Annotated in this window: 20 protein-coding genes; 11 read left to right on the top strand and 9 right to left on the bottom strand. The window is 42.0% G+C overall.

Going from position 1 to position 24,375, the window contains the following annotated elements:
* Window positions 1–47: 47 nt before the first annotated feature.
* Window positions 48–1,073 (bottom strand): NAD-dependent epimerase, encoded by a 1,026-nt coding sequence (locus M3P07_RS06975; protein ID WP_249969176.1) that lies wholly within the window; start codon window positions 1,071–1,073, stop codon window positions 48–50.
* 371 nt (window positions 1,074–1,444) lie between these two features.
* On the opposite strand from M3P07_RS06975, the gene M3P07_RS06970 reads away from it, so the two are divergent.
* The 4 genes from M3P07_RS06970 to M3P07_RS06955 are packed head-to-tail and all read left to right on the top strand — an operon-like array spanning window position 1,445 to window position 7,709.
* Window positions 1,445–2,578, top strand: coding sequence for a DegT/DnrJ/EryC1/StrS family aminotransferase (locus M3P07_RS06970; protein WP_284042093.1), 1,134 nt, complete (start codon window positions 1,445–1,447; stop codon window positions 2,576–2,578).
* Window positions 2,575–4,521, top strand: a complete 1,947-nt coding sequence (locus M3P07_RS06965) for a polysaccharide biosynthesis protein (RefSeq protein ID WP_249969175.1) — start codon at window positions 2,575–2,577, stop codon at window positions 4,519–4,521. Before M3P07_RS06970 ends, M3P07_RS06965 begins: the two co-directional genes overlap by 4 nt.
* A gap of 13 nt (window positions 4,522–4,534) precedes the next feature.
* A complete protein-coding gene (locus M3P07_RS06960; RefSeq protein WP_249969174.1) occupies window positions 4,535–5,299 on the top strand; it encodes a polysaccharide biosynthesis/export family protein in 765 nt (254 codons plus the stop codon).
* A 37-nt stretch (window positions 5,300–5,336) separates the two neighbouring features.
* Window positions 5,337–7,709 (top strand): GumC family protein, encoded by a 2,373-nt coding sequence (locus M3P07_RS06955; RefSeq protein ID WP_249969173.1) that lies wholly within the window; start codon window positions 5,337–5,339, stop codon window positions 7,707–7,709.
* On the opposite strand, the gene M3P07_RS06950 is transcribed toward M3P07_RS06955, so the two are convergent.
* Both M3P07_RS06950 and mnmE read right to left on the bottom strand, forming a co-directional pair.
* Window positions 7,710–8,450 carry a tyrosine-protein phosphatase gene (locus tag M3P07_RS06950; RefSeq protein ID WP_249969172.1) on the bottom strand — a complete coding sequence of 247 codons (741 nt, stop codon included), beginning with the start codon at window positions 8,448–8,450 and terminating at the stop codon, window positions 7,710–7,712.
* Window positions 8,451–8,500: 50 nt separating this feature from the next.
* Entirely contained in the window at window positions 8,501–9,871 is a 1,371-nt protein-coding gene (gene mnmE, locus M3P07_RS06945; protein WP_249969171.1) for a tRNA uridine-5-carboxymethylaminomethyl(34) synthesis GTPase MnmE, read from the bottom strand.
* A 158-nt stretch (window positions 9,872–10,029) separates the two neighbouring features.
* On the opposite strand from mnmE, the gene M3P07_RS06940 reads away from it, so the two are divergent.
* Both M3P07_RS06940 and M3P07_RS06935 read left to right on the top strand, forming a co-directional pair.
* Entirely contained in the window at window positions 10,030–11,349 is a 1,320-nt protein-coding gene (locus M3P07_RS06940; RefSeq protein WP_249969170.1) for a phenylacetate--CoA ligase family protein, read from the top strand.
* A 109-nt stretch (window positions 11,350–11,458) separates the two neighbouring features.
* Entirely contained in the window at window positions 11,459–11,818 is a 360-nt protein-coding gene (locus M3P07_RS06935) for a DUF4870 domain-containing protein (RefSeq protein WP_249969169.1), read from the top strand.
* Between the two features lie 71 nt (window positions 11,819–11,889).
* Here M3P07_RS06935 and M3P07_RS06930 read toward each other — a convergent pair whose 3' ends face one another.
* The 6 genes from M3P07_RS06930 to M3P07_RS06905 form a co-directional block, all read right to left on the bottom strand.
* Entirely contained in the window at window positions 11,890–13,029 is a 1,140-nt protein-coding gene (locus tag M3P07_RS06930) for a thioester domain-containing protein (protein WP_249969168.1), read from the bottom strand.
* Between the two features lie 160 nt (window positions 13,030–13,189).
* On the bottom strand, window positions 13,190–14,308 hold the full coding sequence (gene dnaN, locus M3P07_RS06925) for a DNA polymerase III subunit beta (protein WP_249969167.1): 1,119 nt from the start codon (window positions 14,306–14,308) through the stop codon (window positions 13,190–13,192).
* A 119-nt stretch (window positions 14,309–14,427) separates the two neighbouring features.
* Complete coding sequence (gene gldG, locus M3P07_RS06920) at window positions 14,428–16,095, bottom strand: gliding motility-associated ABC transporter substrate-binding protein GldG (RefSeq protein WP_249969166.1); 1,668 nt, start codon at window positions 16,093–16,095, stop codon at window positions 14,428–14,430.
* Window positions 16,092–16,823: a gliding motility-associated ABC transporter permease subunit GldF gene (gldF, locus tag M3P07_RS06915; protein ID WP_249969165.1), complete on the bottom strand. Its 732-nt coding sequence runs from the start codon at window positions 16,821–16,823 to the stop codon at window positions 16,092–16,094. The genes gldG and gldF overlap by 4 nt, the downstream gene beginning before the upstream one ends.
* Window positions 16,824–16,906: 83 nt before the next feature.
* Window positions 16,907–17,209: a putative quinol monooxygenase gene (locus M3P07_RS06910; protein WP_249969164.1), complete on the bottom strand. Its 303-nt coding sequence runs from the start codon at window positions 17,207–17,209 to the stop codon at window positions 16,907–16,909.
* Window positions 17,210–18,040, bottom strand: a complete 831-nt coding sequence (locus M3P07_RS06905; protein ID WP_249969163.1) for an SAM hydrolase/SAM-dependent halogenase family protein — start codon at window positions 18,038–18,040, stop codon at window positions 17,210–17,212.
* Between the two features lie 194 nt (window positions 18,041–18,234).
* Between M3P07_RS06905 and M3P07_RS06900 the strand changes: the two genes are divergently transcribed.
* The 5 genes from M3P07_RS06900 to acs all read left to right on the top strand — a co-directional run bounded on the left by M3P07_RS06900 (window position 18,235) and on the right by acs (window position 24,360).
* Window positions 18,235–19,188: a PhoH family protein gene (locus M3P07_RS06900; RefSeq protein WP_249969162.1), complete on the top strand. Its 954-nt coding sequence runs from the start codon at window positions 18,235–18,237 to the stop codon at window positions 19,186–19,188.
* Window positions 19,189–19,194: 6 nt separating this feature from the next.
* On the top strand, window positions 19,195–20,151 hold the full coding sequence (locus M3P07_RS06895) for a phosphoribosylaminoimidazolesuccinocarboxamide synthase (RefSeq protein ID WP_249969161.1): 957 nt from the start codon (window positions 19,195–19,197) through the stop codon (window positions 20,149–20,151).
* A 94-nt stretch (window positions 20,152–20,245) separates the two neighbouring features.
* Window positions 20,246–20,500 (top strand): DUF4212 domain-containing protein, encoded by a 255-nt coding sequence (locus M3P07_RS06890; protein WP_249969160.1) that lies wholly within the window; start codon window positions 20,246–20,248, stop codon window positions 20,498–20,500.
* Between the two features lie 4 nt (window positions 20,501–20,504).
* A complete protein-coding gene (locus M3P07_RS06885) occupies window positions 20,505–22,280 on the top strand; it encodes a sodium:solute symporter family protein (RefSeq protein WP_249969159.1) in 1,776 nt (591 codons plus the stop codon).
* 172 nt (window positions 22,281–22,452) lie between these two features.
* Window positions 22,453–24,360, top strand: coding sequence for an acetate--CoA ligase (gene acs / locus M3P07_RS06880; protein ID WP_249969158.1), 1,908 nt, complete (start codon window positions 22,453–22,455; stop codon window positions 24,358–24,360).
* Window positions 24,361–24,375: the final 15 nt, after the last annotated feature.

The raw sequence follows: 24,375 nt of genomic DNA, 5'->3' as shown, positions 1-24,375 counted from the left end.
GGTATTATTAAAAGAAGATTGAACTAGGTGAATCTGCCTTTTTTTACTTAGAGGTTATAGTATGCTCTGTACCAATCTATAAATTGTTTGACCCCATTTCCAATTGTAGTGTTTGGCCGATAGCGGTAATCCCGCTCTAGATCGGTTACATCGGCCCAGGTTTTGGAAACATCCCCGGGTTGCATTGGCAACATTATTTTTGAAGCGGTAAGGCCAAGATTTTTCTCAATTTCTTCAATAAAATCCAGCAGTTTAACTGCCTTGCTGTTTCCTATATTGTATAAATGGTATAATTCTTCCGAAGTATATGCCGCAGTATGGTCATCCTGCACAATTCTGACCACACCTTCCACAATATCGTCTATATAGGTAAAGTCTCTCTCCAGTTCACCATTGTTGAACACATTGATAGGTTTTTGGTTCAACATAGCCTTAGTAAATAGGAACATGGCCATGTCTGGACGGCCCCAAGGTCCATAAACGGTAAAGAAACGAAGCCCGGTGGTTCGAATACCGAATAGATGGCTATAGGTATATGCCATGAGCTCGTTACTTTTTTTTGACGCGGCATAAAGACTTATAGGTTTGTCGACTACATGGGATACTTTAAATGGCGCTTCCTTGTTCATCCCATAAACGCTAGAACTGCTTGCATAAACCAAGTGCTCTACCTTATGGTTTCTACATGCTTCAAGGACATTTAGAAAACCGACTACATTGCTATCTACATAACTTTCTGGATTTTCCAAACTATATCTCACTCCCGCTTGGGCAGCGAGATTACAAACAACGTTGAACCCTTCCATCTCAAAAAGTTTGGGCAACCGCTCCCTGTCTTCCAGGGACATTCTAACAAATTTGAATTTTGGAAATTTGGAACTTTGTGCAATCTGGTTTTCTATCGAAGCGCTGTCTGATGCAATACCCAACTCCGCGAGCCTGCCATATTTTAGGTTCACATCATAGTAGTCGTTGATGTTGTCCAACCCAACAACATCATGGCCATTTACTAGAAGGTTTTTACATGTGTGGAATCCTATAAAACCAGCCGCACCAGTTACCAATATTTTCATTCGCTTATTTTTGTGTATTCTCAGGGAATTACCGTAAATCCAACCCAAAATATTGGCGGTTATCCACAACGCTTTGATGGGGTCAAGTATAGCAAAAAATCCAGTTCCGTTGTGAGCTTGGACAAGTTTTTTAACCACAAATCCTGCCCGTGGCTGTTCACAACTTTTAAAAACGTGAGGGCTATTTCTTAGTAGTTTTAACTATCTAAAATACACTCGATGAGTTACATGGGTAATAGGTAGGAATAACGCATCGATTTCCAAGAAGATTCAATTTATCGAGTATTTGGCGCATAGGACGAATAGTCAAATTGATTTTCGTTGGATCATAGCATAAAAAGTACTTTAGTATAAATTTCCAACAACAATACATGGAAACCAGCGTGCAAAAGAAAATTTGGCTCTCATCACCCCACATGGGAGGTACGGAACAAAACTACGTGCAGGAAGCTTTTGAAACCAATTGGATTGCCCCTTTGGGACCAAATGTAAGTGGTTTTGAGCGGGATATTGAAACCTTCGTAGGCAACGACGTGCATGTGGCCTGCTTAAGTTCTGGAACCGGTGCACTTCACCTAGCATTAGAGTTGCTAGGGGTTGGAGCAGATGATGAGGTGCTGTGCCAAAGCTTTACATTCGCCGCCTCGGCAAACCCCATTACCTATTTGGGGGCCAAGCCAATTTTTATCGATAGTGAGACGGATACGTGGAATATTTCACCCGAACTTTTGGAAAAAGCGATAAAGGAGCGCATTAAACTTGGCAAAAAACCCAAAGCCATTATCGCAGTACATTTATATGGAATGCCCTATATGATCAACGAGGTTATGGACATTTCCAAAATTTATGATATTCCTGTAATTGAGGATAGTGCGGAAGCCTTGGGAAGCAGATATCAAGGAGTCAATTGCGGCAGTTTTGGTGATTTGGCCATATTATCGTTCAATGGCAATAAGATTATCACAACCTCTGGCGGTGGGGCCCTTCTTTGCAAGGATGCGGATACCAAAGACAAGGCTGTTTTTTTGGCAACCCAGGCAAGGGACAATGCGCCTCATTACCAACACTCCCATATTGGTTACAATTATAGGATGAGTAATGTATTGGCGGGAATCGGAAGAGGACAGATGGAAGTGCTTCCCGAGCGTGTCGCAGCCAGAAGACGCAACTATTTTTTTTATAAGGAAAACTTGAATAATACCCAGGGAATTGAACTTTTGGAAGAGCCATCAGGCTTTTATTCCAATAGATGGTTGACCACTATTTTGACCCCTTCCTTTGAAATGAGGGAAAAAATTAGATTGGCCCTAGGCGATGAGAACATCGAATCAAGGCCCCTATGGAAACCTATGCACCTACAACCTGTATTCGAAGATGCTGTTAGTTATACAAATGGAGTAAGTGAAGATTTGTTCAACCGAGGGTTGTGCCTACCAAGTGGTTCCAATTTGGAACTCGAAGATTTGACCAGAATAACCAATATCATAAATAACCTACTTAAATGATAAAGAAATACATTTTTGATAATGATAAGCACTATGCATCCAAATGGACGGTATTGTTCATTGATTTGTGCATCGTTGCCGTTTCATTTGTCCTAGCCTATTTTATTAGGTTTAATCTCAGCTTTAATTTCGATGTCCAAAGACTTTGGACGCAGCTACCTATTGTAATTACCCTCTTTTTGGGTGCTTTCTTGATTTCTGGTAGTTACAAGGGAGTGGTCAGGCATACAGGGATCAAGGATGTGTATGCCATTTTTAATGCCATTTGTTTGGCCAGTATTGGTACTATAATCACGATACTCCTGAATAAATATTTTAATGTGATAGAGGGCTTTACAGTGCCCAATTCCATTATAATAATTAACAGTTTGCTCACTTTCCTTACGCTTACAGCATCCAGGTACGTTTTTAAAATATGTTATGAGAGCCTGATTAAGAGCAATGAAGTGCCTACAAAGCATTTAATGGTTTATGGAGCTGGTGAATCTGGAATTATTACATACAATACCCTTACCAATCACTCCAAGATGAAGGTCAAGGTAGTGGGATTTGTAGACAATAACCTTCAAAAAGTTGGGAAGCAGATCAATGGGGTAAAAGTTTACGACAAATCTGTACTCACCCAAGATTTTGTAAGATTCAACAACATCTCTGAAATAATCTTTTCAATCCAAAATATTGGACCTAAGCAATTGAGGACCTTGGTCAACGAAATTGTGGATCTTCCAGTTAATGTGAAAATTGTTCCCCCTGTAGAGGATTGGATCAATGGCGAACTTAAGGTTTCACAGATTAAACGGGTTCAAATAGAAGATTTATTGGATAGGCCACCAATCAAAATCAAGAATAGCAAAGTGATGCGCGATTTTGAGGATAAGGTGATCATGGTTACCGGAGGGGCGGGATCAATAGGTAGCGAACTGGTTCGTCAGATATGTAAATACAATTACACCACCTTGGTTATTATTGACCAAGCGGAATCTGCCCTGTATGACTTGCAACAGGAGTTGAAACAGGCCGGCTTTTTTAATTTTATCCCTATCGTAAGTGATATTAGGGACAAGAACAAAATGCGTGTCCTATTTGAGGAATACAAGCCTGACAGGATTTTCCATGCAGCTGCTTACAAGCATGTTCCGCTTATGGAGTGCAATCCGTATGAAGCTGTAAAAATCAACGTTGCCGGAACAAAAACCTTAGTGGATCTTGCCATCGAAAATGAAGTCGAAAAGATGGTGTTCGTTTCCACGGATAAAGCGGTTAACCCCACGAATGTAATGGGTGCCACCAAACGTATTGCCGAAATGTATATTAGCAGTAGGCAACAAGAGGGGAAGACCAAATTTGTAACTACCCGTTTTGGCAATGTACTTGGATCAAATGGGTCTGTAATACCTTTATTTAGAAAGCAAATAGAAAAGGGCGGGCCATTGACCGTAACACATAAGGACATTACCCGGTATTTTATGACCATTCCAGAGGCTTCCCAATTGGTGTTGGAAGCTGGTGCCATGGGTAAAGGAGGGGAGATTTTCATATTTGATATGGGTGAATCGGTCAAGATCCTAGATTTGGCGAAAAATATGATCAGGTTATCTGGTCTTCATTATCCAGATGATATCGACATTAAAATAACTGGGCTACGTCCAGGCGAAAAACTGTATGAAGAGCTATTAGCCAATGGGGAGAACACGCTTCCTACCTATCATGATAAAATTATGATCAGTAAGGTAAGGGACATAGACTACACCAAGACCCGAACCATGATAGACGAATTGTGCATTTCCAATCTTTTCTTTAAGGATAATGTTGTACAACTCATGAAAAGTATTGTTCCGGAGTATATCTCCAACAATTCCGATTTTTGTAAATTGGATGATGACAAGCAACAACCAGAACAAAAGAAAATTTCCAAGTCGGAAATTGCACAACTCAATAGCTAAACACTTACATTTTATGAGATTAAATTTTAAATTAGTGTGTCTGTCCGTTATGACACTAATGCTTTTTTCCTGCGGACCCCAGAAGGGTGTGGTATATTTTGAGGATGCCAGCCAATTTGAAACCCTTGTGGATGACAATGCATTTACCACGAAATTTAAAGTTGATGACTTGATCAGTATCCATGTTTCCACCTTGGATCCAGAAGCCAGTGCCCCTTTCAATTTGTTTAGGGGAGCAGGTGAAGGCGGGATCAGACCCGAACAAGTGAACTATCTGGTAGACAAAAATGGTGAAATAGACTTTCCGGTGATTGGCAAAGTTAGGGTAGTTGGGCTGTCTCCCTCGGAAACACAAAACCTGTTGAGGGAGAAACTTGCGGATTATCTTAAAAATCCTATTATAAACATTAGAATTCGAAACTTTACGGTAACCGTGTTGGGATCTGTAAACAGACCGGGCACCTATGAGGTGAATGGTGAAAAAATCAACATCATGGAAGCCTTAGGTCTAGCGGGTGACATCAATATTAAAGGTCGGAGAGATAATATTATGGTAATCAGGGATTTTGATGGAACCAAGGTCTATAACAGAATCAACCTTAACAATAAGGATGCATTAAAATCACCGGTGTATTACCTTACCCAGAACGATGTGGTATACGTTGAGCCCAACGAATCAGGAAAAACCGCGTCCAATTTTGATCAAAGGGCAACACTTGCGGTATCCATACTTTCCATATTGATTACCTCAACGGTAGTTTTGTTGACAAGGAATTAACCTTAGAATTTAATATTCCCCAAAAATAATATTTCAAATGTCGTCGAGCACCTCTGAATTGGACCTGAAAGCGCTGTTGGATATATGTCTCAGAAATTGGAAATGGTTCTTGATTTCTGTGATAATAAGTATTTCCCTCGCCGTCTTGTATTTAAGATACACAGTACCTGAGTACAGTGCTACAGCCAAAATCCAAATTTTGGAAGAATCCAACCAAGCATCAGAGTTAAGTGTTTTGGACGATTTGGATATATTCTCTTCCGGAAAGGCCAAAATTGAGGACGAGACTGAACTTTTGGCAGCTCGGGACAACTTTATCCATATTGCAAAAATGTTGGATTTAAATATTCAATATTTTGTTATGGGCAGTATTAAGAACACCGAGATTTACAGAAAAGAAAATATCCCATTCTCTGTCAATTTTCTATCGAACGACTCCATTGTAGGAAACGCCAAATACAATTTTTACGTAAAAGTGCTTTCAGGAACTTCCTTTGGCTTTAAGGAGAAAGAGGACGCAGCGGAAAAAAAGCATGATTTTGGGGATAAGGTACCAACACCCATCGGAGATATTATTTTAACTCCAAAAGCGAACCTGTCAGCCTACCAAGGCCAACAGATGCAAGTGGTTATCAATCCAGTTGAATTTGTGGCCGATAGGTATCGAAAGAAAACCTTGATCAATGCCAACGATAAAAAGTTGTCCAACATTATCAATATTAGTCTTACCGACCCCATTGAGCAGAGGGCCATAGACATCATCAACGAATTGATAGGGGTGAACAATTCCAATGCGGTGGCTGACAAAAAAGCCATTGCCGATAGAACTACCAGATTTATCAATGATCGTATTTCTGAAATATATTCCAATTTATCATCGGTGGATGAATCGGCCGAGACCTTTAAAACAAGTAGGGGTATTGCCGATTTGGGATCACAGGCAAACGTGAATTTCAACATGAGTGCTGCTAGTGAGCAAGAACTCCAGAATGCTAATATCCAACTGAGCATAGCCAGTTCAATGAGGGAATTGATCGATGGGCAGGACGGGTTCGATATCATCCCGGAAGTAGGGCTTGCAGATCAAGGAATTTCAAGTACGGCAATGCGGTACAATGAATTGGTGGCCCAAAGAAATAGGTTGTTGGAAAGTTCCAATGAAAAAAACCCGGTTATCGTTAAATTGGATCAGCAATTGGACGATTTAAGAAAGGGAATGCAATCCAGCTTAAACAATGTTACCAACAACTTAAACCTTCAGGTGAACAGTTTAAGTAAACAATTGTCCCAAATTAACTCACGGATCTATGCGGCTCCCAGCAATGAAAGAGCCTTAAGGGATATAACACGGAGACAGCAAACCACAGAATCCCTATACCTTTATTTATTACAAAAAAGAGAGGAATCCCAAATTACATTTGCATCAGCCTCTCCCAAATCCAAGGTAATAGATTCCGCTTATGGTTCCAACTTTCCGGTCTCTCCTAAAAAGAAGGCCATTTATTTAGCTTCCTTTATTTTGGGATTATTGATTCCATTCTCGATTATTTATGTGCGGGATATGTTGGACAATAAAGTGCATAATAAAATCGGATTGGAAAAAACAATTGAAAGCAAAGCCCCTGTTCTGGCTGAACTTCCCAAATTGGGCAAAAAGGACAGCAAGCTTATTTCCAGCGTGGACCGTTCCGTACTTGGCGAATCTCTAAGGATTCTTAGAACCAACTTGGATTATGTGCTGAAAAAGAATGTAAAACCCAACCGAGGTGGGGTTATTTTGGTAACATCAAGTGTTCCTGGTGAAGGAAAGACCTTTTTGTCCTCGAACTTGGCCATGGTGTTTGCCAGTACCAAAAAGAATGTATTGCTTATTGGAGCGGATATTCGGAATCCAAAACTCTATGATTTTTATTCCGACCTTAGCGTGAACATAAACGGTGTAAATAAAAGGAGGAAAGACTTGACCGGCCTTACCGAGTATTTACACAATGATCGTGTCGAGATCCATGACATTGTTACCCCTGTGCAAGTAAATGATGCCCATGTGGATATCATATTTTCAGGAAAGATTCCGCCAAATCCAGCAGAATTATTAATGAGTGACAGGTTTAAAGAGCTTGTGGAAGACTGTGCCCTTAAATATGATTATGTGATCATTGATTCCGCACCTATGCTGCCCGTTACTGATACCTTACTGATCAACGAGCACGCCAACCAGACTGTTTATGTAACAAAGGCAGGTGTAACCGACGAGCGTGTCTTGGGATACCCGATGAAACTACAAAAAGAGAAAAAGTTGAAAAACCTTTCTTTTGTGGTGAATGGGGTTAAGGATTCCAATTTGGGATACGGTGGCAAATATGGTTATGGTTACGGCAAAACAGTTAAGAAATGGTGGAGCTTTTCCTGATCAGAAAAAGGTTTGAATAGTATTTTCCACCACAGGTAAAATTTTACTGAGCACTTTTCGAGATATCCTAATTTCCTTGATAGCCTCAATATGTTTCATATTATGGGCATCCGAGGCACAGTAGTCAATCAGTCCTTCATTCAACAGTTTTACCGCCATTTTCTGAATTTCAGAGCCATAGTATCCAGAAAGGGAAAGTAAGTTTAGTTGAAATTGCACCCCCTGGCTTTTTAATTCTTTGTATACCTCAGGCTCTTTATGGTAATAATTATATCGCTCAGGATGGGCTAAAACAGGAAAATAGGGTCGTTCCAAGATTTTTCTTACCGCATGGTCAAAACCGAATGAAGGCTGCAGATACGACATCTCGATCAACAGATGCTGGCTTTTGAGCGAAACAATGTTGTTGGCTTTAAGGAGGGCTTCAAACTCATCGTCGACCATGTGTTCCGCGGCATAGGCTGTTCTTACATCTTGTATCCCCGATTTGTCAATTGCCTCCTGCAAAATTTCATAAGATGCCATTATGGTTTTAGGGGTATTGGGGTAGTAATGGTTCATAATGTGCGGGGTGAACACGAAATTTTTAACCCCAAATTCAGCAAACGCCTTGATCATGGCTAAGGATTCATCTGTGTTTTTGGCACCATCATCTATCCCTGGCAAAATATGATTGTGGATGTCGATTAACCCATGCAGATAATCCACCAAAAAAACTTTCCTTCTAAAAATGCTGAACATGCATAAAATTTGGAATCCAAAGATAAGGCATATCTAGACTTGATCTAATGCTATTTCCCGATGCAAAAATTGGAAAAAATATTTCCTAGCAAATCATCGGTTGTGACACTGCCCGTAATTTCACCAAGATGATACAAGGCTTGGCGAATATCTATTGACAACAGATCGCTCGAAATTCCCATTTCCATCCCTTCCTTTACCTTCTGGATTTCTTCCAAAGACTTTAATAAGGCGTCGTAATGTCGACTGTTGGCAACTATGGTCGAGTCCCCAGTTAGTGTACCCGAACTTACTAAGGAAGATAGTTTTTGTTCCAGTTCAGGAATTCCTGTTTTGTCCTTGGCAGAAAGGAACAATAGGTCTGGAATGGATTTGCTCAGCTGTTGTTGCTGGGTTTTGGTCAAAAGATCAACCTTGTTGCAAATAGGCAATACTTCCTTATTCGGATATTTGTTGCGCATTTCCTCTAACTCAACCAGGTCAACATCCATGCCATGAAAAAGGAATAGGATCAGTTTGGCGTTTTCTATCTTATCAAAAGTTTTTTCAATCCCAATTTTCTCAACAACATCCTGTGTTTCCCGAATTCCAGCCGTATCAATAAACCGAAAATTGATTCCACCCAAGTTTATTTGGTCCTCAACCGTATCCCGGGTCGTTCCAGGAATATTGCTCACAATGGCTCTTTCCTCATTCAACAAAGCATTGAGCAATGTTGATTTGCCCACGTTCGGTTTGCCCACAATGGCAATTGGAATTCCATTCTTAATGACATTGCCCACCGCAAAGGAATCTATCAGTTTTTTTAAGACTTCGGAAATGCGATTGAGGAGTGCATTAAACTGTGAGCGGTCGGCAAATTCCACATCCTCTTGGGAAAAATCCAGCTCCAATTCGATAAGGGATGCAAAATTCAGGAGTTCCTCCCGTAACTTTTGGATTTCGTTACTGAATCCTCCCCGCATTTGTTGTATGGCTATTTCATGGGAGGCCTCACTATCACTGGCAATAAGGTCTGCTACGGCTTCCGCCTGGCTCAAATCCATTTTACCGTTTAAAAATGCACGTAAGGTAAATTCACCCGCGGTGGCCATCCTACAACCGGACCTTAACAATAGTTGCAATATTTGCTGCTGGATATAAGGCGACCCATGACAGGAAATTTCAACCACGTTTTCCCCGGTATAGGAATGCGGTGCTTTGAACACGGAAACTAAAACCTTATCCAGCACTTTCTTCTGATCAACGATATGGCCAAGATGTATGGTATGACTTTGCTGTTCCCTAAGGCTTTTGGCTTTCACAGATTCGAAAAGATTGGAAACCAAGTTGATTGCCTCGGCCCCGGAAACTCGAATAACAGCTATTGCACCAGTACCCGGAGGAGTGGCCATCGCCACTATGTTATCTGAATTGTGCATAGGGGTAAAAATACGAATTCATTCTATGGAAAAGGTGTAGGGGATTTCTCTTATCGTGCCAAATTGAGCGATAAAAACAATATAAAAAAAACAATTTGCGGATTGCCTCGTTAAAAAGATAGCTACTTTTATTACGGATTGTGTAAAAACTGGTAAAGATGCCCCATTTATCTCAAATCGCACGTCGCAAAATATTTTGGTTATTGGATACGCTCCAAGGAGGAACCACCAAGCGTCACTACAAGGAAATCAAGGAAATCCATAGCTATCCCCAAGATGTGTCCATACAGCACCGTAGAAAGTTAAATTTGGACAAATTGCTTGCCCATGCGACCAAAACAACGTCCTTTTATGGTGAATTGGGCAATCTTGCAAATCTCGAAGATTTTCCGATCATTGATAAGAATACAATTTTGAATCATTACGATGATTTTAAATCTGACCAATTTGAGGTTTCGAAATTGTACAAGGCATCCAGTAGCGGTTCTACGGGAATTCCATTTAGCATCTATCAAAATAATAGCAAACGCACCCGAAACACAGCGGATGTAATTTATTTTACGCAACAAGCGGGTGGTGCCATTGGCAATAAGCTTTTCTATATCAAACTTTGGGACCATACCAATGCCAAAAGCAAATGGGAGACTTTTGTTCAGAACATTTTTGCGCACAATGTGATGGACACATCGAGAAAGGAACTAAAAAGCCTAGTGTCCAGAATCCAAAAACATAAATCTCCTAAGACCATTTTGGGATACCCCTCTTTTTTTGAAGAATTGTGCGATTATCTGGATGGGCAGGAACAACCGCTGAGTGTTAAGAATGTGGATTGTGTGATTTCTATGGCAGAGGCCCTAAAAAAACATGAGCGAAAGCGGATGTCCGATTATTTCAAAGCTCCAGTTTTTGAACGGTATTCCAATCAGGAAAATGGCATTTTAGCTCAACAAACCCAAGGCAGCAATGGTAAATACCTTTTAAATTGGGCGAGCTACCATTTTGAAATTTTGGAACTCCATTCCGATAAACATGTAGAAAGCGGTGGTTTGGGCAGAATAGTGGTAACGGATCTGTTTAATTATTCCATGCCCATGATTCGGTACGATACCGGGGATATGGCCATTTATGAGGAATCCAAGGATGGTTTACCTTATTTGTCCAAGATTTATGGAAGGCGAATGGACTCTATTTACAATACTTCTGGAGAAATAGTATCCCCCTTTATTTTCTATATGGTGCTGGACTTTTCAAAGATTAGGCAGTTTCAATTTATCCAGACAAAGAAAACAGAGTATCTCTTTAAATTAAATGGAAACCCGAAGGATGTTCCAGAAGAGGAAATTGTAAATTACTTTAGAACCTATTTGGGCGAGGATGCCAAGATTCGGTTTTCTTATGTTGAAGAAATTCCACTGCTGTCTTCTGGAAAACGAAAAAAGATTGTTAACCACTTCCACAAAGAACCGGCAACCTCTTAATAACTTTAATCCGTTGAAATAGTCCATACCCTATCCATTCATTTTGAATATTGTAACATTTTTGATGATAATGATACTGATATAGTACATCATCAAAATCAATCAAAAAATGGAAGTAATTAATCAAAAAGTAGTTAGAACGGACAACACATTGCTGGCTGTTGCGCATCTTACCCAGTTGCTACATTACGTAACAGGGTTTGGAGGTTTTATCGTCCCTCTTATAATTTGGATTTCCTCTAGAAAGACCGTTGAAGGCATGGACGAGCATGGTAAGGCAATAATTAATCTACAATTGAGCCTGTTGCTTTACATCATTGTAAGTATCCCCGCCATATTGTTGATAGGTTTGGGTCTTCTTGGTCTATTAGGAGTTGCAATTCTTGGATTTGTTTTACCCATAGTAAATGCTATAAAAGCGGCCAATGGTGAGCCACCATCAAGTTTTCTTACCATCCCATTTATATAAAAAAGAAGGGCGATTTAATCGCCCTTCAATAGTAATATGATCAATTCTAGAAACTGATTTGTGACTAGTTCCTAATCTTCATCCCATTCGTCGTCATCATCATCACCTTCACCACTACAAACAACTGCATGCGCTATTACATAAATGTCACCACTTAGATCTTCTTCAATTTCATACTTCCCAGGAGCAACCGTATAATTTCCTCTTCTGTTTATTGGGAACATTTCGTTACCGGCATAAGTATGGGTTTCCTGTACGTCGTAAGCATCATCGATGTTATAGACTACAGTTACCTCACCATCTTCATAAGAGACATCGACAGTACCAACTAGTTCTCCTTTTGAAATATCACATTGACCAGCTCCAGCGTAAATGTCATAGGACTCATCTGCTCCTTCGGATAGTGGACCAATTGTCCAACCCCAGCGGCTAAATCCTTCATCCCGGAAACAAGTGTTACCATCGTTACCTCTGGCAAATGCAGTTTCGCAACCACCTTTGGGCTCTGATTCACATTCCAATGGAATGGAAATAAACACAGGTTGTCTGTTGTTGGTAGGAATAAGAACAACTGCTAAAAGTTGACCTTCTCCTGGCTCAAAGCCTTCGCCACTGGCAAGGGCTGCATCTACAATTTCCTGACCTTTGGTTACGCTCCAGTCGTCTCCTAAGAAAGCGCAAGCAACACAGTTTTGATTGTCAATAAGTTCCCAAATGGCCCATTGTACATCTCCAAAAGTGTAGGTCTCCCCACTTGAACTATCCATACCTATATAATTTTGGTTGATGATCCAATTGATCAAATCAAAATTATCTGGGTTTTCAAACGCGCCAGCTGGTAATTCAGCATAACTGGAATACACATCTGCATCAAAGCATTCGTTTCCAGTAAGTGATAAATCAACGTCTACACACCAAGCTCCATAGTCGCCAGCCAAAGAGGTATCATTAATGGTCAAATCAAAATAAATGTTGTTCGCATTTACTCCTTTAGCGGTGGTACATGCGTTTACCATGGCAGGTAATTCTGGAAGAACACTTACCGTGCATTCTTCATTTTCCCTGTTGCGTTTACGCTTCTTTTTCTTCTTCTTGTTTTTGCGCCATTTTCCTTCTACACTTTCAAGACCTTCTTCACCAACTGGCTCAACTTCGCAAGAGGTAAAAGTCAATGTAGAAACGGCTAATAAATAGAGTGCTAGTTTCTTCATATTTTCTAATCTTAAGATTGATAATAGATTATGAAACCCCAAAATACTTAAGCCTTTAGGATAATTTAACATTTGTGCGCCAAGTACCGGAATTACTCGACAAAGCACCTCGATTATCAAGAAAAAATAAAAGAAAAACTATATTACGTAGGAATAATCTTTAATTATTCAACATGACTGGCATAACCAACATGGTCACGTGCTCCCCTTCGTCAAGTCCGTCAACAGGAGTTAAAATCCCCGCACGGTTGGGCAAGCTCATTTCCAACGATACATCCTCGGAGTTGAGGTTATTGAGCATTTCCAATAAAAATCTGGAATTAAACCCGATTTGCATGTCATCACCTTGGTAGGAACAGGACAGCCGTTCTTCGGCCTTGTTGCTGTAGTCTACATCTTCGGCAGAAATATTTAATTCGGCTCCGGCAATTTTCAATCGAATTTGATGGGTGGTCTTGTTGGAGAAAATGGAAACCCTACGCACCGAACCCAAAAATTGATTTCTTGAAATAGATAGCTTATTTGGATTCTCCTTGGGAATCACTGCTTCATAGTTGGGGTATTTTCCATCAATAAGTCTGCAGATCAACTCAGAGTTATCAAAAATAAACTTGGCATTGCTATCATTGTACTCAATGGTCACTTCAGTTTCGGAACCCGCCAAAATTCCCTTCAAAAGATTAAGGGGCTTTTTGGGCATAATGAATTCCGCCACCTGGGAAGCGCTGACATCGTTACGTTGGTACTTGACCAGTTTATGGGCATCAGTGGCCACAAAGGTTAGGTTTTCCGTTGAAAACTGAAAGAAGACCCCACTCATAACAGGCCTAAGGTCATCGTTACCCGCCGCAAAAATGGTTTTGTTTATGGCAGAAGCCAAGATATCCCCAAGCAAGGTTGTGGTACTTGGATTGGACACTTCCACGGCCTTGGGAAATTCGGCACCATCAGCATAGGCCAGGGCGTATTTACCATGGTTGGAACTGATCTCCACGGTGTTGTTGTCCTCGACCACAAAGGTCAAGGGTTGTTCTGGAAAAGTCTTTAAGGTATCCAACAATAGCCTCGCAGGAACGGCTATGGCTCCCTCAGCATCAGAATCCACTTCGAGAACGGAGCTCATGGTCGTTTCCAAGTCCGAAGCCGAAACAGTGAGCTTGTTTTGTTTTAGGTCAAATAAAAAGTTGTCCAAAATGGGTAGCGTATTGCTGTTGTTGATCACACCGCCCAAAACTTGTAATTGCTTTAATAAATATGTACTGGATACGATAAACTTCATTGAAGAAATTCTTTAAAACATGGTTTCCTGCTGGGTTTTCTTGGCCGAACAGGCTTTCAAAATGGATAAAAACAAATATATCTTAAAAGGATTTAGCAAAGAAACAAACTTATCAACAGCTAAGCGGCAAATTTGCGCTTTCGAAATCGCCCAATGATAACCCCTGCCAACAAGGTCAAAAGTATTGGGATACCAATATTTATGATTTGCCATTTCCTTTTTTGCGCTGCGATTTTTTCTACATCCAACAGCGGAATCGCCACCCTTTTGTTCCGAATGTTTATAAGTCCCGTGTCGTCCAAAAGAAAATTGATGCAATTCACCAAAAACTCCTTGTTTCCGTAGGTACTATTGGTCCACTTGTCATACCCCAATTCCAACGGAACTCCATTCCTAAGCTGATTTTTGATGAGATCTCCATCGGAAATCACGATCATTTTGTTTTCTGGCCCCTCTTCAACGGAAGCATTGAGCTCCAAAGGCTTGATCCTATTTTTAAAAACAGAGGTAAAGCTTCCCTCAACAAGGACCGCTAGGGGATGGTTACCCTCGGTATAGGATTCCTGATTTGGCGGGAGATTCAAAATGTTGAGACCTATTTGTTTGGGAGCCCCTTCGGTTTTGGATAAGGGTGAACTGTAAAGCAAAACCGTATGCTCGTAATCGTTTTCCAGGACATCGATGGTACTTGCAAACTGATACCGAACCGCCTCAATATTTGTATTTACAGGATGGTCGTTTTTTGAAAATACCATGGGATTGTAATACCACGGTACAGGATTATATTGCGAATCGTTTCCATCGCCCGAGGCCAACACAATTTGGGTGAAGTATAGATCATTGACCAAAACCGGATTGATGCGTATTCCGTATTTAAAGAAAAAATCCTTGAGATTGAGTTCCCTCGGAATGGCCACGGCACTTCCGCCACCTTCAAAAATACTGTCCAACTCCATGGCAACCTGATCCATAAGCCAAATGGATTTACCTCCGTTTACCACAAACTGGTCCATTACATATTTCTCCTCATCAGTGAACGCTTCGGTTGGTTTGGCAATGATGGCCAGGTCAAAGCCATTGAGTTGGTCCAACACCTTCTGCGGATTTGTGGCCACAGAATCCAAAGTTATGGCGCCAATATTGTAATAGTCTCTAATCGTGGTTAAATAATCTGCAAGGTATAGGTCCTCCAACTCTCCATTGCCCTTGATCACGGCCACACGTTTCTTAACTGATATGGAAAGTTTGGTGAAAGCATCCGCAAAGGCATATTCCAATTGCTGCACCGAATTGTTGATACGATCCTCCATAGAGGAGCCCAATTTGTTCTTCAAAAGAGGAACCTTAACGGTCTGGTTCTGATAATTGACCATAGCCCAAGGAAAAACCAATTCTTGGGACATCTTGCCATTTTCTTCCACAGTCACATTGGCCGCGGTCAATCCAATGCGCTGTAGATCGGCAATGGTCTGTTTTGTTTGGGTTTCATCCTCTAGGGGATCTACCAAATTGAACCGGATATGCTTGTTCCGGGACCGAAAGGATTCCAAAAGCTGTATGGTCTCGGTCTTTAACTTAGAAAACTCGGGGGGAATCTCCCCATCCAATAAAACATCGACGATTACGGGACTTTCAAATTGTTGGACAAGATCAAGGGTGGGCTCGGAGAGCGTGAAGCGCTTATCCTCAGTTAAATCAAAACGCGTGTAGACAAAACCAGCAACAAAGTTTATTGCCAAAACGGCCACCAACACCACAAGGGTGGAAATGAGAAACTTTCCTTTCATTTGGGCACTTGTTTTAGACGACGATGGGTTAGGAAGAGGAACAAAGCAGAAATTGAGATAAAATAGATAAAATCCCTGGTGTCAAGAACCCCACGCGCAATGCTGTCGAAATGGGCTTTTGCTCCCAAATTGATCACATTTTGTTGTGTTTCTCCTGATGAAAACAAAGTTGCCAAGGAATCAAATCCATTGTACAGTACAAAGCACAGTACGGTGCCCAGGATAAAGGCAAAAATTTGGTTTTCGGACAGATTGGAGGTAAATATTCCGATGGCCGTGTAGGTCGCGATCAAGAACAACAGCCCAAAATAAGAACCCAAAACAACACCAATGTCATAATTTCCTTCCACCATACCCAATTTCGAGATGGCGACCACATAGACGAGGGTGGGGAGAATTGCCATGACACATAAGAACATCGCCCCAAAAAATTTGCCTAAAAGCAATTTCCAAACGGAAAGGGGTTTAATGAGCAGGAGTTCCAAGGTACCCGATTTGCGTTCCTCCGAAAAGCTCTTCATGGTTATCGCGGGAACCAAAAAAATAAAGATCCAAGGTGCGAGCAGAAAAAAGTTTCCCAAATCGGCAAACCCGTAGTCGAAAACATTGTATTCTCCTTTAAAAACCCAAAGAAAAAGCCCGTTCAATAATAAAAATAGGCCAATGATCAAATACCCAATGGGGGAGGTGAAAAATGACAGGACTTCTCTTTTAAAAATGGCAAACATGCTATTCAATTATCAATAAACAATTGTCAATGATCAATAATTCAGGTATCGACAGGTAGTTTTGCAAAATCCAGTTTAATTTTTCACTTTCCATTTTCCATTGTCAATTTTTGAACGCTCCATGCCTCTGGCTTATCATCAAACAACAATTTGGTCTTTGCCCAGACTTCTTTGAAAAACGCGGAATTCCGATAATTTTCAAGGTTGGATTCCCGTTCCCAATGGCTGTAGGTGAAAAACACACATGGATTTTTTAAATCTTGATAACCCTCCACCAAGTTACAGCCTTCAAATTCCAATATTTTTGGTCTCGAAGCTTGAAAAATCCGTTCAAAACTAGGAATATTTTCGGGTTTGAAAGTGAGCTTTACAATACGGACCAACATTTATAGAAAATTTATGGTTACCGTGTCCCTATAGCCAAGGCCCAATAGGGAAGAAGCCCCTCCCACCGTTTTAAGGTCACTTTTGTATATCGCCAGCTCCACATAGCCCGCGGAATTGAACAGGGCCAAGGCATCTCCCGGGCCTTTGCGTTGCCCCCGGTCCAACTGAAAGTTGATGATGCCATTATAACTGTTGTGGATGGCTTTGATTTTGTTGGTCCTTGCAATCACCTCAAAATCCCTGCCGTTTCTATAAGCCTCAAAAAGGCTTCGTTGAATGTTGGTAATCACATTGCCATAGTTGTCAATATAGATTACGTTGCCCACAATGCTTTTGCCTTCGTTGGTAATACGGGGTTCAAATTCCCGTAACTCCTTCAAGTCCGAAAATGGCTTTCCAATAACTTCCAATTTTCCTCCTCGAGCGATATGACAGGCCACTTCCACAAAGACATTTAACACAGGAAACGAGCTTGGATTAATATTGGGAATATCGATTTCCATGACCTTCTCCGGATTTGATTCTGAAGTGATCAAGGAGATGACCCCATTATTGGCACTGATGATGTATTGATCCTCAACCTGAACCACAATGTGCTGGTTTTCGGGTGAAAGTTCAGAATCCACACCCACAATATGCACGGTTCCAGGAGGAAATGAGCGATAGGCATTTTTTAGCACATAGGCGCATTCCTGAATGTTAAACGGGCTAATGGCATGCGAAATATCAACAATATCCACATCTGGAAGATTGTTCAGGATGGTCCCTTTTATAGCACCTACAAAGTGGTCTTTATGTCCAAAATCTGTAGTTAAGGTTATGATTGCCATGCAATACTGTTGATATGTTTTTCAGTGCTCAAATTGATTTTTGGTTAAGTTTGTGGGATAAAATTAAGTGAACTCAATTAAATTTTTTGGATTAAAGCGAAAAGAAAATTTTTTAGCTAAATGAAGAAGTTTAATTGAGTACATGATAAGAAAGAAAAAATTCTTCAAAAATAACCTTAAACAGCTCACATTTTTTGAACGAACTGATAATTGAACTGACGGAGATTAGCCCACAAGATTTTTTTGGGCAGCAGAATGAGAATATTGAACTACTGAAGAAATATTTCCCAAAACTTAAAATTGTTGCCCGCGGAAGCAAAATAAAGGTATACGGAGACGAAGAGCTCTTGGAGGAGTTCGATAGGCGCTTTGATATGCTAACCACCCATTTTGCCAAATACAACAAGCTGGACGAAAACATGATCGAACGCGTCTTGACCAGCAATGGTCAGGAAGACCTTTCTTCGTCCAAGAGCAGTGGTGAAGTTTTGGTGCACGGGGTTAGCGGAAGATTGATCAAGGCACAGACGGTAAACCAGCGAAAGTTGGTGGACGCTTGCAAAAAAGAGGACATGGTCTTTGCCATCGGTCCTGCGGGAACTGGAAAGACCTATACGGGAGTGGCTTTGGCGGTCAAGGCCCTAAAGGAAAAACAGGTTCGACGAATTATTTTGACCAGACCAGCTGTGGAAGCAGGGGAGAACCTTGGGTTTCTTCCAGGGGATTTAAAGGAAAAGTTGGACCCTTACATGCAGCCCTTGTACGATGCACTTCGTGATATGATTCCTGCGGAAAAGTTGGAGAAGTACATTGAGGACGGCACCATTCAAATAGCTCCAATGGCCTTTATGCGGGGACGTACATTGGACAATGCCTTTGTGATTTTGGATGAGGCGCAAAACACCACCCATGCGCAAATGAAAATGTTCCTTACCCGTATGGGCAAAAATGCCAAGTTTTTGCTCACTGGAGACCCTGGCCAAATTGATCTTCCCAGAAGGGTTATCTCTGGGTTAAAAGAGGCGCTTTTGATCTTGAAAAATGTGGAGGGCATCAGCATCATCTATCTGGACGATAAAGATGTGATTCGCCATAAACTGGTGAAAAAGGTGATAGACGCATACAAGAATATTGAGCACCAAAACTAAGCGCGCATGTCCAATACCATTATGGAAACCAACTTCAAGTTTCCAAAGCAAAAACATGTATATAAAGGAAAAGTTAGGGAGGTTTACACCTTGGAAGATGATATTTTGGTCATGATTGCCACGGACCGCCTATCCGCTTTTGATGTGGTAATGCCCAAGGGAATTCCCTATAAAGGTCAAATTTTGAACCAAATTGCCACCAAAATGATGGCAGCCACAGAAGATATAGTTCCCAATTGGCTTATGGCCACCCCAGACCCCAATGTAGCTGTGGGCAAAGCCTGCGACCCGTTTAAAGTGGAAATGGTGATAAGGGGATACATGTCAGGTCATGCAGCTCGGGAGTACAAAGCAGGAAAACGCCTACTCTGCGGTGTTCCAATGCCCGAAGGGATGAAGGAAAACGACAAATTTCCAGAGCCCATCATTACACCAGCTACCAAGGCGGAAAAAGGAGATCACGACGAAGATATTTCCAAAGAAGCAATCTTGGAACGGGGCATTGTTTCAAAGGAAGATTATGAGGTACTTGAAAAATATACCCGAGCCCTTTTCCAGCGAGGTACGGAGTTGGCCGCCGAACGAGGATTGATACTGGTGGACACCAAATACGAATTTGGCAAAACCATGGATGGTGAAATTGTGCTTATCGATGAAATCCACACCCCGGACTCTTCCCGCTATTTTTATGCGGAAGGCTATGAAGAACGACAGGCCAAAGGGGAATCCCAAAAACAATTGTCCAAGGAATTTGTGCGTCAGTGGTTGATATCCAATGGTTTTCAGGGTTTGGAAGGGCAATCCGTTCCTGAAATGGACGATGCCTATATTGAATCGGTATCCGAGCGCTATATTGAACTCTACGAGAGCATCACGGGAGAGACGTTTCAAAAAGCGGACGTATCCCATATCCAAGAACGTATTGGGAGCAATGTTTCCGATTTCTTGGCGCAGCTTCCATAGATATCAAGAATAGGTCCCTTTTTGTGAACATCAGCCAATTTCAAGGGGTAGTTTTTTGAGAATTCATATATTTCAAGAATAAACCAACCCTTAAATGGAAACATCACTTCGCAAAAAATACTGGAAGGAAAACCTCCGGTACCTAGCAATCCTTTTATTTATTTGGTTCTTGGTCTCCTATGGATTTGGAATTCTATTGGTGGACGAATTGAACACCATCCGTTTAGGCGGATTTAAATTGGGGTTTTGGTTTGCCCAACAGGGATCCATCTACGTATTTGTCATTCTGATTTTCGTATACGTTCGTTTGATGAACAAATTGGATAAAAAATACAACGTAAACGAATAAGATTATGGGAATTCAGACTTGGACCTTCATTATTGTTGGGATTACATTTGCATTGTATATAGGAATTGCGATTTGGTCAAGGGCTGCCTCGACCAAGGAGTTTTATGTAGCCGGGGGAGGTGTCTCACCCTTGGCAAACGGATTGGCCACCGCAGCCGATTGGATGTCCGCGGCCTCATTTCTGGGAATGGCAGGAATAATTGCCTTCTCTGGTTATGACGGATCGGTCTATTTAATGGGTTGGACCGGAGGCTATGTGCTTTTGGCCCTGTTATTGGCACCCTATCTTCGAAAGTTTGGTAAGTTCACGGTTCCTGATTTTATCGGTGACCGCTATTATAGTAATGTTGCCCGTACCGTGGCGGTAATTGCCGCCTTATTCGTTTCCTTCACCTATGTAGCAGGCCAAATGCGCGGAGTAGGGGTCGTCTTTTCCCGATTTTTGGATGTTGAGGTAAACACCGGCGTCTACATTGGAATGACGGTAGTCTTGTTCTATGCCTTTTTAGGGGGCATGAAAGGGATTACCTATACACAGGTGGCCCAATATTGTGTACTCATATTTGCCTTTATGGTTCCGGCTATTTTTATTTCGATCATGGCCACCGGAAACCCCATACCGCAACTCGGATTTGGTTCTGCGGGAGAGGATGGGGTCTTTCTTTTGGATAAATTGGACGGTTTAATGACAGATCTGGGCTTTACGGCCTATACAGACGGTTCAAAATCTATAACCGATGTTTTCTTTATTACCGCGGCACTAATGTTGGGTACTGCTGGTTTACCCCATGTCATAATTCGGTTTTTTACCGTTCCTAAGGTTCGCGATGCGAGAAAGTCTGCAGGATATGCTTTGCTATTTATAGCCATCCTGTATACGACGGCTCCGGCCATTGCTGTTTTTGCCCGGACCAACCTTATGGAAACAGTAGAGGATACACCATACTCCGAAATTCCATCTTGGTTTACCAAGTGGGAAGAAACTGGGTTGATAGCTTGGACAGATAAAAATGAGGATGGTAAAATCCAATACCTGCCAGGATCTTCGATAGATGGTAAAAAACCCCTTTTTACTGAGGAAAGAGGTGCTTCGGGGGAACGTTTGATATCAAATCCCAGTAATACTCGCAATGAACTTTATGTAGACAGGGACATTACGGTCTTGGCCAATCCAGAAATTGCGGGACTTCCCAACTGGATTATCGCATTGGTCGCGGCAGGTGGTTTGGCCGCAGCGCTATCCACAGCAGCTGGACTGTTGTTGGTGATTTCCACCTCCATCTCCCACGATCTGATCAAGAAACAATTCGCTCCGGATATTTCGGATAAAAAAGAGTTGCTCATAGCCCGCTTATCCGCCGTTTTGGCCGTAATCGTAGCAGGGTATTTTGGGATCAACCCGCCCGGTTTTGTGGCATCGGTGGTGGCGTTGGCCTTTGGTTTGGCAGCTTCGTCCTTCTTCCCGGCCATCGTAATGGGGATTTTCAGCAAACGGATGAATCGCGAAGGGGCCATTGCCGGTATGATAGCCGGTCTTGGAATAACCACCTATTACATTGCCCGATTTAAACTGGGATGGATTGGAAATCCAGAAACCAGTGGTCCGGACGATTGGTGGTTTGGAATTTCTCCCGAAGGATTTGGAACCATGGGCATGTTGGTAAATTTTGCCGTGGCCCTTTTAATTTCTCGCTTCACAGCTGCACCACCAGAAGAGGTACAACAAATAGTAGAGGATATTCGGATTCCGAGTGGGGCAGGGGAAGCTCTTGATCACTAGTGGCAAACACCAAGTGTAACCTTGGAATTTCCACATTATGTGCAGGTCGTTCGTCGACGCATTCCTGTAGCTTAAGGCAACCCAAATTCCCTACGTCGATAAATATCAAATCTCTATTAAAAAGGTAGGTTTTTTACTATTTTTAAGGTTCTGAATTAACTAAACCATACGCATGAGTAATTACCACATCAAACATTTGGAAGAGTATTTCCAAGTCTACCGTAAATCCGTCCGAAATCCAGAAGAATTTTGGGAAGAAGTAGCAGAAGAACATTTTGTTTGGAGAAAGAAATGGAACTCGGTCCTGGAATGGGATTTTTCCAAACCTGAAGTCAAATGGTTTGATGGGGCACAACTCAACATCACGGAAAACTGTATCGACAGGCACCTGCATATTCGCGGAAATAAAACCGCCATTCTCTTTGAACCCAACGATCCAAAAGAAGAAGCAGAGCATATCACTTACCGCCAACTCCACGAGCGGGTATGTAAGTTTGCCAATGTTTTAAAGGACAACGGGGTTAAAAAAGGAGATCGGGTGATTATTTATCTACCGATGATTCCGGAATTGGCGATTTCCGTTTTGGCCTGTGCCCGTGTCGGAGCTATCCATTCGGTAGTGTTTGCTGGTTTTTCTTCAACCGCCTTGGCAACCCGGATCAATGATTGCGATGCGAAAATGGTATTGACCTCCGACGGTTCTTATCGTGGAGGAAAGACCATCGACCTAAAAGGAATCGTGGATGAGGCCTTGACCCAATGTCCAGGAGTAAAGTCCGTTTTGGTGGCGCAACGTACCGGGGCAAAAATACACATGGAAGATGGGAGGGATCAATGGTTGCAACCTTTGTTGGATAAAGCATACTCAGACTTTCCAGCGGAGGTAATGGAAGCAGAGGACCCCTTATTTATTCTATACACATCAGGTTCTACCGGCCGTCCCAAGGGAATGATGCACACAACTGCAGGCTATATGGTCTACACGGCCTTTACATTTAAAAACGTGTTTCAGTATCGGGAAGAGGATGTCTATTGGTGTACAGCCGATGTGGGATGGATTACCGGACATTCCTATATTGTTTATGGCCCATTGGCCAACGGAGCCACCAGTGTAATGTTCGAAGGAGTACCTTCTTACCCCGATTTCGGACGTTTTTGGGACATCGTACAAAAACATAAAGTGACTCAGTTCTATACAGCGCCCACGGCGATAAGGGCCTTGGCTAAAGAAAATTTGGATTTTGTCACTAAATATGACCTGTCTAGCCTAAAAGTTTTAGGTACTGTGGGAGAACCAATCAACGAAGAAGCCTGGCACTGGTATAACGACCATGTGGGAGAGAAAAAATGCCCCATTGTGGATACCTGGTGGCAGACCGAAACAGGAGGCATTCTTATTTCTCCGATACCTTTTTCCACACCGACGAAGCCCACCTACGCTACTTTGCCCATGCCTGGGGTACAGCCAGCACTTATGGATGAACATGGGGAAGAAATCAAGGGCAATCAGGTGGATGGACGTCTGTGTATCAAGTTCCCGTGGCCGTCCATTGCGCGAACGGTTTGGGGTGATCACCAACGGTATAAGGATACGTATTTCTCGGCCTTTGAGGGCAAATATTTTACTGGGGATGGTGCTCTTCGAGATGAAGTTGGCTATTACCGGATTACAGGAAGGGTGGACGATGTGATCATTGTTTCTGGACATAATTTGGGTACTGCTCCCATAGAAGATGCTATCAATGAGCATCCAGCCGTGGCAGAATCCGCCATCGTTGGGTTCCCACACGACATCAAAGGAAATGCACTTTACGGATATGTTATTTTGAAGGAAACAGGGGAATCCCGTGACCGTGATAACCTGAAAAAGGAAATCAACCAGATGATTACCGAGCATATTGGCCCAATCGCCAAGTTGGATAAAATTCAATTTGTTCCAGGCCTACCTAAGACCCGAAGTGGAAAAATCATGCGACGAATCCTTCGAAAGATTGCTTCCAAAGATACCAGCAACCTTGGGGATATTTCCACCCTTTTGAACCCTGAAGTGGTTGAAGTAATCATGAAGGAGGCATTGTAAAAATGTTTAAAGTCG

The sequence above is a fragment of the Flagellimonas myxillae genome (assembly GCF_023502235.1).
GTDB classification, from domain to species: Bacteria; Bacteroidota; Bacteroidia; order Flavobacteriales; family Flavobacteriaceae; genus Flagellimonas; species Flagellimonas myxillae.
Note: the sequence above shows the minus strand (reverse complement) of the source record. Positions and strands in the feature narration are given on the sequence as shown.

Bases quoted from the DNA above. Each gene is read 5' to 3' on its own strand.
- M3P07_RS06975 (WP_249969176.1), bottom strand. From the start codon at position 1,073: ATGAAAATATTGGTAACTGGTGCGGCTGGTTTTATAGGATTCCACACA.
- M3P07_RS06970 (WP_284042093.1), top strand. From the start codon at position 1,445: ATGGAAACCAGCGTGCAAAAGAAAATTTGGCTCTCATCACCCCACATG.
- M3P07_RS06965 (WP_249969175.1), top strand. From the start codon at position 2,575: ATGATAAAGAAATACATTTTTGATAATGATAAGCACTATGCATCCAAA.
- M3P07_RS06960 (WP_249969174.1), top strand. From the start codon at position 4,535: ATGAGATTAAATTTTAAATTAGTGTGTCTGTCCGTTATGACACTAATG.
- M3P07_RS06955 (WP_249969173.1), top strand. From the start codon at position 5,337: ATGTCGTCGAGCACCTCTGAATTGGACCTGAAAGCGCTGTTGGATATA.
- M3P07_RS06950 (WP_249969172.1), bottom strand. From the start codon at position 8,450: ATGTTCAGCATTTTTAGAAGGAAAGTTTTTTTGGTGGATTATCTGCAT.
- mnmE (WP_249969171.1), bottom strand. From the start codon at position 9,871: ATGCACAATTCAGATAACATAGTGGCGATGGCCACTCCTCCGGGTACT.
- M3P07_RS06940 (WP_249969170.1), top strand. From the start codon at position 10,030: ATGCCCCATTTATCTCAAATCGCACGTCGCAAAATATTTTGGTTATTG.
- M3P07_RS06935 (WP_249969169.1), top strand. From the start codon at position 11,459: ATGGAAGTAATTAATCAAAAAGTAGTTAGAACGGACAACACATTGCTG.
- M3P07_RS06930 (WP_249969168.1), bottom strand. From the start codon at position 13,029: ATGAAGAAACTAGCACTCTATTTATTAGCCGTTTCTACATTGACTTTT.
- dnaN (WP_249969167.1), bottom strand. From the start codon at position 14,308: ATGAAGTTTATCGTATCCAGTACATATTTATTAAAGCAATTACAAGTT.
- gldG (WP_249969166.1), bottom strand. From the start codon at position 16,095: ATGAAAGGAAAGTTTCTCATTTCCACCCTTGTGGTGTTGGTGGCCGTT.
- gldF (WP_249969165.1), bottom strand. From the start codon at position 16,823: ATGTTTGCCATTTTTAAAAGAGAAGTCCTGTCATTTTTCACCTCCCCC.
- M3P07_RS06910 (WP_249969164.1), bottom strand. From the start codon at position 17,209: ATGTTGGTCCGTATTGTAAAGCTCACTTTCAAACCCGAAAATATTCCT.
- M3P07_RS06905 (WP_249969163.1), bottom strand. From the start codon at position 18,040: ATGGCAATCATAACCTTAACTACAGATTTTGGACATAAAGACCACTTT.
- M3P07_RS06895 (WP_249969161.1), top strand. From the start codon at position 19,195: ATGTCCAATACCATTATGGAAACCAACTTCAAGTTTCCAAAGCAAAAA.
- M3P07_RS06890 (WP_249969160.1), top strand. From the start codon at position 20,246: ATGGAAACATCACTTCGCAAAAAATACTGGAAGGAAAACCTCCGGTAC.
- M3P07_RS06885 (WP_249969159.1), top strand. From the start codon at position 20,505: ATGGGAATTCAGACTTGGACCTTCATTATTGTTGGGATTACATTTGCA.
- acs (WP_249969158.1), top strand. From the start codon at position 22,453: ATGAGTAATTACCACATCAAACATTTGGAAGAGTATTTCCAAGTCTAC.